We start from the raw sequence: 13,110 nt of genomic DNA on the forward strand, positions 1-13,110 counted from the left end.
ATCTCGCATTTATCATAAAAATATGCAAAATATATAATATCCGGCAATACATGCCAAACAAGTAAAAACTGGCTTTTCAGCCATAAAACAGACTTAATAATCCGGATAAACAAACCATTTTTACCCAGAATGAAAATGCATATCGGATAACTCATACATATCTATGAGTCAATAATTGACAGTTCCTTGCTTTAGCGGCAAGATAAAGACGTTACGTTCAATAGCGTAACCAGCTTTGACAGGCTGAACAAAGAGGCAGACTTTTTGCTACTTACCTAAAAAAGTAGCGTTTGTCTGTAAAAACCCATTGCCACCGCTTTTTTTCATGGTGGACAGTGGCAGGGAGGCTTTACGCCTACCGGTACTCTTTGTCGGTCTGTCAACCCTGCCATTTGTCTGCCGCCATCTGTGTTTAACAGCACACTTGCGGTCTCATGATTAAAGAGAAGGGCAATGATATGAACATCTACAAAGCAAATCTCCCCTTTCAGAAACTACAATCTAACCTGTTTGCACAAAAACTAGTGACAATCAGGTGTCGTCCTGACACACAGATATACTACATACTTCATACAATTACTCATTCAGCATAAAACACAAAGGGAGAATAAACAATGAAACTTCTTGCGCCTGACAAGAATGCGCTATCCACAGCATTGCACGACAATCTACAACTGCAATACCCCTTTGCACTTTATTATATACAACAAACTACATCACTCGGCAGCCAATGGCATAACGAACCAGAGGAAATTACCGAATATACAGCTTATATCCTGTCACCCTATATCATCAAAACTGACTCAGACTGGCAGGATAGCGGGTTGCTGGTTTTCAAGCCCTGTAACAGCATCATCAGTGCCGAAACCCTGGTATTTTCATTCTGCAAACAGCGTAACTGGGAACCCCTGCTCTGGCAAGGGATAGAACCCATAGCACAACAAATATGGCAGGCAGTACACAGAACCTAATCATTTTCTGCTTATAGTAATTTCACCATAGGCAACTATTTTCGATAACTGTTTATTCATACCACCAAACCAGCCCGAACAGTTTTTTACTTCAAACTAACACATACCAATTAAAGTACTATCCGGAATCTGTTCCGGCTGATCATTTCCATAACCAGCGCTATCACAACCACAGACTTAATTTAACATTACTTAACTTATATATCAATAGTTTGCCTGCACCACAACAGCAAATAATTTAGAAATTTCTCTATTAATTTTCCGGTTGGTAACGACCAGATTAAAATTGATAATGGCTGAAACCATTTCCAACCGGCGTTTTCAGATTTTTTAATCTATATATTTATTAATAAAGAATATATTCAATTGTCAATTTAAATTTGTTATTTATAAGACACTTTTACGGACAACCTCAAAAAATTACTGTTATTTGCACCACAATAAATAACATTAAACACCAGTAAAAAACATAATTTAATTATTTTCTAACATTGGTAAAAGGAGTATATTGATAATCCTTATCAATTGATATGCAGTCATATCTGATTCAATTTGTTTCAATATGAATAAAATAGGGAAATTAAAGATGCTGTTACAAAAAATTGCTATTGCCAGTGCCGCTCTTGTATCAATGGCAGCCTTTGCTCAGGAATACCCCATGGGTAAACCTATTATTAAAAACGGAATGGAAATTTCCGGTGTATATCTGCCGCCTATTACCATGGACACTGATGGCATGGATCACAGTAATATGCATTTGCCGGCCAGCAAATCCGACGTGCACATGGAAGCCGATATCCATGCAACAGAAGGTAATCCTAATGGCTTTGCTGAAGGAGACTGGATTCCTAATCTGAATATTGAATACTCCATTACCAAACTGACTAAAGGCAAATTCGAACATTCAGGTAAATTCATGTCTATGGTTGCCAATGACGGTCCCCACTATGGTGACAACATTAAACTGAATGGTCTGGGCAAATATCGTGTTACCTACCGTATCTCCCCACCAACAGCCAACCAGATGGCTCGCCATATTGACAAAGAAACTGGCGTAGCTCCATGGTTCAAACCATTTGAAGTCAGCTGGGATTTTGATTATGCCGGTGTAGGCCGCAAAGGCAGCTATTAATCGCATTTAGCTGGCTGTGATCAGGGATTATTCTAGCTTCAACTGGCTGAATAATCCCTTATTACATTATTACTGCCACAACACCTTTCACTGTAAGAATATCTGTTATGAAAAAATTTCTTCTTATCTTATTGGGTTTATGCAGTCTTATGTTTTCATTTTCAGCCATTGCTGACGATAAAGTCACCCTTGAACTGAAAATGAAAGATGGTGATCTGATTCCCCTGACCCTCAATGCACCGGCCAACAAAATTATTCGCATTAAGGTTACCAATATTGGCAAAGGTCCCGTCGAGTTTGAAAGTACCCAGCTGGTCAAAGAAAAAGTACTCGCCCCGGGTGCTTCATCAGTAGTCGTCATCGCCCCGAAAAAACCCGGTACCTATATCTTTTTCGATGACTTTCATCTAAATAAGCCCAAAGGGCAGTTAATAGTAAAATAAAAGCAGGAAATACAATGGGACAAACAATTTTTGTCGTCTGGCGTGAATGTTTCGAAGCATTACTGGTTGTTGGCATTATATATGCATGGATTAAACGTAATCCTGACAGTAGTCATGGTATGCGTTATTTGTTTGGCGGTGTCGGGCTTGGCGTACTGATTTCTGTCATACTGGCATTAATCATCAACGGCGTATTCAAAGCGCTTACCGATGACCATCAAACCATGTTTATGATGGGCATGTCTGCTGTTGCCTGCATACTGATTGTGCAAATGGTGTACTGGATGAACAAACACGCCCGAAATATGAAATCATCCCTGGAACAGGAAATGGCACAACAGGTAGCCCGCAATTCTTGGTGGGGAGCTCTGTTTATTATAGCCATTGCCATTGCCCGTGAAGGCAGTGAAATTGTCGTATTTCTGTCCGGCCAGATTATGCAGCTGAACAGTCAAAATTACTCCGGTTTCTGTCTTGCCGTACTTATCGGCATAGCAGTATCTGCTCTGACATTTTATGCATTTATTCTAACCAGCCGCTTCATCCAATGGAAAAAATTTTTTACCATAACCGGTATTGTCCTGTTATTTCTGGCCATTTCATTATTCCTGAGAGCTGTTGAAGACGGTACCAATATGCTGCTGGAGCATGACGTATCAATTCCTGATTTCCTCATTAGCCCGGCATGGGATACATCACATTTTATTGACGATAGCGGTCTGATCGGCAGTTTTGCTTCCTCACTGTTTGCCTACCGCTCCCAGCCAATGTGGATTAGCGTCATTACTTTTGGTGTATTCTGGTTATTAATGGCTATATTGTTTTTAAGGAAAAAATCCAAATAAGGCAAAACCTGCTACATATCTAATTTACTTACTTTGGGCATGTGCCGGTTATTTCTTCAGCATATGATTTACCGGCACCATTCAATCATGATTTGATTGTTTTTATACAGCCTTATGCTTCTCTAGCATTACTGATAACTAGCTCAGCCTGAAAATCATGCCCCGGACACTTAACGCCCTTATCAACTATATCTGTTACATGTTGCAATATGGTGAATATGAACGAAAGATATGTCACGTTTGTCCCCCTTCTGTCACAATAAAAAGTAATCGGCGCAATGCTTCATCAGTTGCTACCATTGCACTGAAAAACCCTGTATAAATTTCAATCGGAACAGGTCTTTAATCAATTAATTTTAAAATAAAACGAGATATAGAATGGAACAAACCTTTTTTATTGTCTGGCGTGAATGCTTTGTAACACTGATTGTTGTCGGCATTATTTACTCATGGATTAAGCATAATCCGGACAGCAAAAGCGGGATGCGCCATCTGTTTAGCGGCTTGATAATCGGTGTACTGTTCCTGGCAGCAATTATCAGTGGCGTGTTCAGATATATTCCCGATAAAAATCAAAAAATGCTTATGATGAGCATATTGCTATTGACTACTTTACTGACATTTTTAGTAGTGTTTTTGATGTTTGACTATATCCTGAGCATGGGATCAGCACAGGAACAGATAAAAGCTCAGCAGATGGCACATTCATGGACAGCAGCCATGTTCATAGCAGCGCTTACCATTGCCTGTGCAGGCAATGAAATTATCTTATTGTTGTCCGACCAAATGAAGCAGCTGAATAATTCTAATTATACTAATTTATGCCTTGCGGTCATTCTCGGCATTGCAGTATCTGCCCTGACATTTTATCCATTTGTTGTAATCAGCCGCCGCATGCAGTTGAAAAAATACCTTATCATAACCAGTATTATAATGTTAGTTCTGAATTTCCCCCCATATGTCAAAGCAGGTGTATATCTGTCGGCACACAATGAACCCCTTCCTGATATTATGATGTGGCCGGCAGTGAAAATCTCACATTTTATTGACAATAGCTTTCTGTCCGATAGCTTTCCTGACTTAATTTCTGCCTATAATTCGCCGCCTGTATGGTTTAGCATCATTTCATTTATTAGTATCCTGCTATTAATCCCCATACAGCTCTTCTTAAGGAAAATTTTAAATGACACAGAATAAGTTCTGTACACTATTTATTATTTGCTCTTTACTGGTGCCTGCCATTGCTGCAGCACATGGTTTGCGGGCACCAATTATCAATGATTCTAATGCTGTAGTCGCAAAAGGGGATATTCCCACGCCGGAAAAATACCAGTCAGCAATTCGTAATTATCAGCAGGAAGTTGTACTGCAACTAAAAACCACTCAGCAATATCTTAATGCGATTGAGAACGCCTGCAAAAACGGACAGCTGCAACAGGCGCAACAAAATTATATCCGTGCCCATCAGAGTTACGAACAAGTACGGGTTATCGTCAAACTGTTTGGTAATGCCGACCAGAATATTAACTCGCGCGCTGATTATTATCTGCAAGGTACCGATGATCCGAATTTCAGCGGTTTTCACCGTTTAGAATATGATTTATTTAAACTCAAAGACCTACAGCAAGCACAGGCAGAAAACAGCAATCTGCAATATGAAATTATTGATTTACAAAAACGTGTAGCTGCCGATGATCTGGATATTGCCAAAGTAGTTCAGTCAGCATCCGACTTTCTGGAAATGATTCTGCAAACCAAACTTGCCGGCAAAGAAAATCAGTATAGCCATAGTGATCTGGCCGATATCCATGCCAATGTAACCGGTTCAGCACAAATCATGCAGCATCTGCAGAGCTTTATTCCAGCAGAGCAGCGTAAAGCACTGAATCATGGTTACCAGCAGATTTTTGCCATTCTGCAGCATTATCAACTGCCCCAGAACCAATTCCAAAGTTTCAGCCGGCTCAGTCAGACAGATCACGATATCCTGTACTCCTTACTAAGTATGCAGACAGCACGGCTGGCCCAGCTTAGGGCGCAACTAAATATACGTGTTTATTATAAATATCCTCATTAAGGTTTAAGTTATGTCTAAAAACACCTTCAGACATCAGCCTGTCTCAATTGCCTCGCCTGAAGACAATCCGGCCAGCACTACGCGACGCAATAGCATGAAAATGCTGCTGGCCGGAGGGCTGGGTATCGCCAGTCTTGGCGCCGTCAAAGCAGCCAATGCGGCCGGCAACTGTACTCATGATTACAATCAGGCCGTTGATTACTGGGGTAGCCATCAGGCCGGCGTAATCACCCCCGACACCAAAGAAGCTATCTTTGTTGTCTTCAACGTTACTGTAAAAAACAAAAAAGAGCTGCAACAGTTATTCCAGCGGATTTCACAACGTATTGCCTATCTCACCAGACCACAAACACTCACAGCAGGAAAAAATGACCAGCTTCCTCCGGCAGAATCCGGGCTGCTGGGCCAAAATCTGTCTCCCGACTCACTGACAATTACCCTGGCCGTGGGTGCCAGCCTGTTTGACCAGCGTTTTGGCCTGTCTCAGCTCAAACCCAAAAAACTGATTCCTATGCCCCGCTTTCCCAACGACCGGCTGGAAAAAGCATGGTGCGGCGGAGATTTATCAATCCAGTTCTGCGCCAACAGCCGCGAAAGTGTCATTTATGCCCTGCGCGATCTGATTAGTCATTGTAATCAGTATATGGTGCCGGTATGGAAAATGGACGGATTTCTGCCAGCCAGAGATATCGACAATCACACTACCGCTATTAATCTGTTTGGTTTTAAAGACGGTACTGGTAATGGCTCCATTAGCGATAGCAAACTGATGGATGAACTGGTATGGGTAACCAAGAACAACCAGGAACCGGCATGGTGTCTGGGCGGCAGTTATCAGGCAATCCGTCTGATTCGCTTCAATCTCGAATTCTGGGACAGAACCCCGCTGGAAGATCAGGAAAATGATTTTGGCCGTTACAAAACCAGCGGAGCACCCATTGGTATGCAACATGAAATGGATGACCCGAAAATGAACAGTGACCCTCATGGCGACCGTATTCTGTTTGATTCACACATGCGCCGTGCAGAACCACGTATTCCTGAACGGCATGTAGCCAAACTGCGCCGGCGCAGTTTCAGTTACTCGCTGGGTGTACTACCCAACGGGCAACTTGATATGGGTCTGATTTTTGTTGCCTATCAGAACGACCTGAAAAAAGGTTTTATTGATACCCAGAATCGCCTGAATGGCGAACCGATGGAACGTTATATCAAACCATTCGGCGGCGGATTTTTCTTTGTTTTACCGGGAATGGCCAAAGAAAATGACTATCTGGGCAGACTGCTGCTTGAAGGATAAACAGTACCAAAACAGATATTTTTAAGTTTATAAGGCTTAAAAAATAAAATACTTGTGGGGAGGAGTGTTAGCTTTTAGACCTTAAGCAATGCGCACAAAAAAGCCAAAACGTAATAAATACCGAACTTTGCACAAAAAAGTGGTTAAAATATCAATTTTGGCTTTTGTACCAATTCATAAAAAATTGCGCATTTTTTTAAACCTTTTGAGCTGATTATAAACATGGTTTAAACAATACTTAAACTGGATTTATAAACCTTATTTTAAAATAAGCCTAAAATAACACAATAGCAAGCAAATTATCTGCTTAGCTATTGTGTTAAATAATATTAAAAACTATTTAGTTGTCTTCCAAACCACTCAACAGCACCAATTATTTCGAAGTTATTCGGAGTTGCTTTGAGGTCAATAGTAAATGATTTATATTCTTTATTTGCTGATTGAATTAATAGTTTATTATCAGGCATCATCTGCAATCTTTTAGCAAATAAATTTCCATCAATACGAAGAACATATAAACCATCTTGAGGAATATTTTTTGTATGGTTTATTAGAACATTATCGCCATTATTTAATACGCCTTGCATGCTATCACCTTTTATCCTAATAAAACTAAGATCTTTTGGATTAGCATTTAAATAGTATTTTATCCAGTTTCGTCTAAATGCCAGTACTAGATTAGATTCTTCACTATGAAGCATACTATCATGTCCTGCGAAAACCTGAATATTGAAGTGCGGTATAAAAACAAATTCATCAATATCAACAGGCCGCCCTATAACATCAAAAGCTAAAGGCACATTTATATCGGATTGCAATAATTTATCTGTAGGATTTGCAGCATTTAATTGTTGATAAGGATTACCAATCCCTGTCATCAGCCATTTTATATCACAGCCAGTTAATTCGTTGATTTTTAGAATTGTTTCTGCTTTAGGTAGTGAGTTCCTATTAAAAATTTTAAATAACCCAGCTTGGGTCATTCCTATTTTAGAAGCAATAGAGCTTATGGTGTCTTTAGGAAATAGTGTAGATAGCCTATCCTTAAACGTTATATCCATATGTATATAGTCCTCTTGTTTAGTACAAGCAAACTAAAAAAAACGAAACAAAAGTTTAGTTATTTTGTTATGTTATAAACCAAAACAATAAATTAACAATTTTAGTTAAAATTTCACCAAAACTACCAAACAAAAGATTTGATATATATTCTTTTGTTTAGCAATATATCTATAAGTTAATTAAAACGCGTTACCTAATGGAGTAAGTAAATATGCAAAAAAATTCAGCAGACTGGCATCGTGCTGATATTGGTTGCCGTATTAAAAAAAGGGGTGGTCTATATCGACGCTATCTCGAGCTGCTGGTTTAAAGTCAAACACCTTAAAAACAGCATTGGAAATGCCTTATTTAAAAGGTGAAAAAATTATTGCTAATATTATCGGTGTTTCTCCTGAGCAAATTTGGCCGACACAAGATACGCACGGTGCAACTTCCAACCGATTTTAACAGATTTAAAAGTAAATGGTAGATAACTAGGTTAAAACGGTTAATTAATTAAATTCAATATGCTTATCTTCTGAGGAATTAGTTAATTTACAGTTATCAATATTACCCAAAAGCAAGACATTGAAGTACATAGCCAAACGTGATAACTGAGTATGTCGTTATATTGATGATAAAGGCAGAAGCGGTAAACAAAAAATTTTTGTAATCTCCAATTTGCATATGGAAATTTAAATAGCCATTAAGGAGAAGCAAGCACATGAAATTCTAAATAACGAAAACAATGTAATACCAGTTAGACATATACAAAAGTATACTAAAATTAGTAAAAAGTTACATAATGAAATAAAAAAGCACTACAGCATCAACTGTAGTGCTTTCATTTATCTGGCTTATCACTAAATAAATCAGCAATTCCTCAGCCACCTAATATTTTATCTACAATTTCACGACTATCTTTGGACAGCCCGTCATGTTTTTGAATCCGCTGTAACTGCTCAGCCATCAAGGCTTTGCGTTGCGGTTCCAGCCTGCCGTACAGATTAAATGCCTGTACCAGACGAGAAGCCACCTGCGGATTAAACCCGTCAATGTGCAATATATGCTCAGCAATAAAACGGTAACCACTGCCATCGGCTGCATGAAAGTGCTGAATATTACGGCTAAAGCTACCCAGTAAAGAACGTACCTTATTCGGATTTTCTAAGCTGAAAGCGTGGTTCTGTAATGCTGCCTGCACCTGTTGCAGAGTATCCGTACGCTGGCTGCTGCCTATCAGAGTAAAATACTTATCCATCACCAAATCATCATGAGCATGGCGCTGAGCAAACTGGTCTAATAACTCATTACGCTTTGTATCAGCCAAATGATTAATGGCCAGAAGCATTCCGAATTCATGAGTCATATTGGTAGCACGCTGCGGATACTCGGCAGCAATGCTTTGCAATAATTCTGCTCTGGCCTGTACGCCCCATTGCAGTAAAGTATTGCGCAGGCTGCGAATACCGGCCAGATCAGGATGGTACTCCTGCGGGGCAGCATGTTTGCTGTTCTGCTCCTGCTCATCAGCCCACTGACGCCAGTGTGTCAGCGTATCCTCCATACTGCAAGCCAGATCCTGCAACAGTGCCTGACGTGCACGAACATACAGCTCGGGATTAATGCTCTGAGCATCTTCCCATAATTCTGCTTCAGCCGGCACTTGCAACAATACTGCCTTATACGCCGGATCAATATCAGCATTCAGTGCCGCCGTAATGGCCTGAGCCAGCGCAGCATGATGTGGTACAGGCTGACCGGCTTCAAGCGCAGCCAGATTTGCCGTAATGGCACGCCGGTACAGAGTTTGTGCTGCTTCCCAGCGGGCAAAAGAATCACTATCATGCGCCAGTAACAGCATTAAATCAGCATCACTATAGGGATACTCCAGTCTCACCGGAGCACTGAATCCGCGCAATAATGACGGTATGACTTCTTGTATTACATCATTAAAGACAAAAGTCTGCTCAGCCTGATTAAATACCAGTACTGTTTCCTCAACCACAGATTCACTGTTATCCAGCCGGAACGGAACTGGTGAGCCATCTTTACCGATTAAACCGGCTTTTACCGGAATCACCATTGGCTGTTTTTCATTCATATCCGGTGTGGGTGGAATAGATTGCTGCAAATGCAGACTAAATGTACGTTTTTCCGCATCATATTCACCACGTGCTTTAACCTGCGGTGTACCGGCCTGGCTGTACCACAACGCAAACTGTTCCAGATTAACACCATTGGCATCAGCCATAGCCGCACGAAAATCATCACAGGTAACAGCCTGTCCGTCATGCCGCTGGAAATAAAGCTGCATTCCTTTCTGAAAACCGGCTTCACCGAGAAGAGTATGGTACATACGTACCACTTCGGCACCTTTTTCATACACAGTCAACGTATAGAAATTATTCATTTCTTCGTATGAAGCCGGTCGTACCGGATGTGCCATCGGACCGGCATCTTCCGCAAACTGCATACTGCGCAATACCCTGACATTATGAATACGGCGTACAGCTCTGCTGGCCCGGTCGGCTGAAAATTCCTGATCACGAAAAACGGTCAGCCCCTCTTTCAGCGACAACTGAAACCAGTCCCGGCAAGTGACCCGGTTACCTGTCCAGTTGTGGAAATACTCATGCCCGATCACACCCTCTATTGCCTCAAAATCAGCATCTGTAGCTGTATCACTGCTGGCAAGCACATATTTGGTGTTGAAAATATTCAGGCCCTTATTTTCCATAGCGCCCATATTAAAATCACCAACAGCCACCACCATAAAAATATTTAAATCATATTCCAGATTAAAGCGCTCCTCATCCCACTGCATGGCATGCTTCAGCGACTCCAGAGCAAAACCTGCCTTAGCACGGTCTTCCGGACGGGTATAAAATTTCAGCGCCACTTCTTTACCGCTACAGGTAGTAAAACTGCCTTCGAGCACCGCCAGCTTGCCTGCTACCAGAGCAAACAGATAGCTTGGCTTGGCAAACGGGTCACGCCAGCATACCCAGTGACGGCCATTATCCAGCTCACCACTATCAATCAGATTACCGTTAGACAGCATAACCGGATACTGCTCTTTGTCACCAATAATGGTGGTGGTAAACTGGCTCATCACATCCGGACGGTCAAAGTAAAAAGTAATTTTACGGAAGCCCTCCGGCTCATTCTGGGTATACAGATTATCACCGGATTCATATAAACCCATCAGCGTTTTATTCTGTGCCGGATATAGTCTGGTCGTGATTTCCAGCACAAACTGTCTGTCCGGTACCGTATGAATAATCAGCTTTTCATCTTCCACAGCATACTCATGCGGATATAAGGATTTACCATCTAAAACAATCTGCAACAGTTCCGCACTGCCATCAAGCACACAAGGTTTTTGCGTCTGCTTTGGTACAACAGTCATACGATTGATTACTGTGGTATAAGCTTCCTCCAGAGTAAAAGTCAGATTAATATCTGCCACCGCAAAATCCGGTGCCTGATAATCTTTAAGATAATGAACCACTTTTTCTTCACTCATCATTAACACTCTTTATTCAAATCTGTTTCGGTAATTGTACGACTGCCATCAATACAATCAACCTCATCACTGCCCTGTCCGGCAACATAATTATCTTTAAATACGGCCATGTTCGCCGTTCTCAATTCCTGCCGGCTATTAATAGCAGAATTGGCAATTATTATTCATATTTAACCTGATAACGACCACCGTTACCAGAACTACCATTTTTTTTCAGCATAGATAACAATAAAGAGGCAGCTGCTGATAATGCCATCCATATGGCAACAAAACAAATAACCGGAAAATAACTACCGCAATATACCCGCAGCAAACCGCCAAGCCAGGCGGTTAATAAACCGCTAATCTGATGAATCAGAAAAAATGCACCAAAAATAAAGCCTTTATACCGATAACCAAAAATAGAACCGGCCAGACGGGATATAATAATGACGGTTCCCATATAAGTTATTCCGAAAAAAATCCCGAACAGCGGTACCATCACCGGCTCCGGCCACAAAACCAGTGCCAACAGGGTTATACAGCGCACGATATACAGCAGACACAGCAATAAAGGCAGAGATACTTTTTTAGCCACCAGATAACCAATCAGTACACTGCCCACGGTTTCTGCCAGCCCCAGCAAACTGAGTGAAGTACCGGTAAACAGATTGGCGGTTTCATTATGACTTAATATTTCCTGTATTGCCGGAACATAATGTACATCAATAAAAATCATTGAAGTACCGCAGCCGGAAAAAGCTAAGGCAGACAGTACAAACCGACGGTCCAGATACCAGTAACGGGGTAAAGGTGCGGTAATATTCTGGCTGACCGGCTTAGATTTAGGCTTAGATTTAGATGATATATTTGCAGGCTGCACTATTACTTTTTCAGGCACCCGGATACCTTCCATCCAGTTCAGCAATGCCGGAATAATAGCCAGACAGGCAAATACACCGGCCAGAATAGCACACAGCATTGGCCATGAGATAAACCCGTCCAGATAAATCCACAGAGGAGACAGTATCATCAGACCGGCAGCGATACCGTTAGTGGCCAGCACATACGCAAACTGGCGCTGCTTAGGTATCACATATCTGTCAATCAGAATACTGACCGGTACAAAAGTCAGTGCAGCAACCGCATATGCAGCCAGCAACAGAAACCCCAGCACAAAAGTCATGAAACTGTTAATAGAGGAAAACAGCAAAAAGGCGCAGGCAGCTGCCAGCATTCCCGATAACAGAACATGACCAGCACCGCAACGGTCACACAGCTTACCGACTAATGTTGAGTAAATACCTTGCGCAAGGCCAAAAAAACCACCAACCAGAGCCATTGTTTCAATACTCACAGCATAATGATCTACCAGACTGGTAAAATAAACCTGATAAACCCCTTTTATTGCTGTGCTGATAAACATCACAATAAAACCATAGCCCACCACTAATCCGGTCTGGATTGCGCGCATGGACAAGCTCTCCTTCCTTATTTATCTGTTATTATGTCTTTTTATACCGGTCTAAAACCGGTAACACCACCACCTTAATACAACAGCCTCTCATTCTCAACAACTATATTCAGATATTGCCGGCAACAACAATAAACTGTGATAAAGTATTATAAATTCGAACCGGCATGTACCGGTAAAATGCTTATATCAATAAATGTATATAAGTATAGTGATGAACCAGTCTGTGGTTAGCAGCATATATATTTATCATAATTAACTTTATATCAACGTATACACTTCTAAAAATAAAACCATGTTTTCTATTTTTGTTTTGTTT

Annotated in this window: 11 protein-coding genes; 8 read left to right on the forward strand and 3 right to left on the reverse strand. The window is 41.1% G+C overall.

Annotation, left to right across the window (positions count from 1 at the left end):
* Window positions 1–614 precede the first annotated feature (614 nt).
* The 7 genes from GYY70_RS10600 (at window position 615) to efeB (ending at window position 6,768) form a co-directional block, all read left to right on the forward strand.
* Window positions 615–971, forward strand: a complete 357-nt coding sequence (locus tag GYY70_RS10600) for a hypothetical protein (RefSeq protein ID WP_174832345.1) — start codon at window positions 615–617, stop codon at window positions 969–971.
* Between the two features lie 586 nt (window positions 972–1,557).
* Window positions 1,558–2,103: an iron transporter gene (locus GYY70_RS10605; protein WP_025331586.1), complete on the forward strand. Its 546-nt coding sequence runs from the start codon at window positions 1,558–1,560 to the stop codon at window positions 2,101–2,103.
* 107 nt (window positions 2,104–2,210) lie between these two features.
* The gene (locus GYY70_RS10610) at window positions 2,211–2,546 is read left to right on the forward strand and encodes a cupredoxin domain-containing protein (RefSeq protein WP_025331587.1); all 336 of its coding nucleotides are present in this window, start codon (window positions 2,211–2,213) and stop codon (window positions 2,544–2,546) included.
* A gap of 14 nt (window positions 2,547–2,560) precedes the next feature.
* Window positions 2,561–3,391: an FTR1 family protein gene (locus GYY70_RS10615; RefSeq protein WP_174832346.1), complete on the forward strand. Its 831-nt coding sequence runs from the start codon at window positions 2,561–2,563 to the stop codon at window positions 3,389–3,391.
* A gap of 378 nt (window positions 3,392–3,769) precedes the next feature.
* Window positions 3,770–4,588 carry an FTR1 family protein gene (locus GYY70_RS10620; protein WP_174832347.1) on the forward strand — a complete coding sequence of 273 codons (819 nt, stop codon included), beginning with the start codon at window positions 3,770–3,772 and terminating at the stop codon, window positions 4,586–4,588.
* On the forward strand, window positions 4,575–5,468 hold the full coding sequence (locus GYY70_RS10625; RefSeq protein ID WP_174832348.1) for an EfeM/EfeO family lipoprotein: 894 nt from the start codon (window positions 4,575–4,577) through the stop codon (window positions 5,466–5,468). Before GYY70_RS10620 ends, GYY70_RS10625 begins: the two co-directional genes overlap by 14 nt.
* A 10-nt stretch (window positions 5,469–5,478) precedes the next feature.
* Window positions 5,479–6,768 carry an iron uptake transporter deferrochelatase/peroxidase subunit gene (efeB, locus tag GYY70_RS10630; protein WP_174832349.1) on the forward strand — a complete coding sequence of 430 codons (1,290 nt, stop codon included), beginning with the start codon at window positions 5,479–5,481 and terminating at the stop codon, window positions 6,766–6,768.
* Window positions 6,769–7,097: 329 nt separating this feature from the next.
* On the opposite strand, the gene GYY70_RS10635 is transcribed toward efeB, so the two are convergent.
* Window positions 7,098–7,829 carry a S24 family peptidase gene (locus GYY70_RS10635; protein ID WP_174832350.1) on the reverse strand — a complete coding sequence of 244 codons (732 nt, stop codon included), beginning with the start codon at window positions 7,827–7,829 and terminating at the stop codon, window positions 7,098–7,100.
* Between the two features lie 280 nt (window positions 7,830–8,109).
* On the opposite strand from GYY70_RS10635, the gene GYY70_RS12180 reads away from it, so the two are divergent.
* Window positions 8,110–8,277 (forward strand): transcriptional regulator, encoded by a 168-nt coding sequence (locus GYY70_RS12180; RefSeq protein ID WP_370521254.1) that lies wholly within the window; start codon window positions 8,110–8,112, stop codon window positions 8,275–8,277.
* Between the two features lie 415 nt (window positions 8,278–8,692).
* Here the strand turns inward: GYY70_RS12180 and pepN are convergent, their stop codons facing one another.
* Entirely contained in the window at window positions 8,693–11,338 is a 2,646-nt protein-coding gene (pepN, locus tag GYY70_RS10645; protein WP_174832351.1) for an aminopeptidase N, read from the reverse strand.
* 160 nt (window positions 11,339–11,498) lie between these two features.
* The gene (locus GYY70_RS10650) at window positions 11,499–12,791 is read right to left on the reverse strand and encodes an MFS transporter (RefSeq protein WP_174832352.1); all 1,293 of its coding nucleotides are present in this window, start codon (window positions 12,789–12,791) and stop codon (window positions 11,499–11,501) included.
* Window positions 12,792–13,110: the final 319 nt, after the last annotated feature.

It is taken from the genome of Snodgrassella sp. ESL0324, from assembly GCF_013344955.1.
GTDB classification, from domain to species: Bacteria; Pseudomonadota; Gammaproteobacteria; order Burkholderiales; family Neisseriaceae; genus Snodgrassella; species Snodgrassella alvi.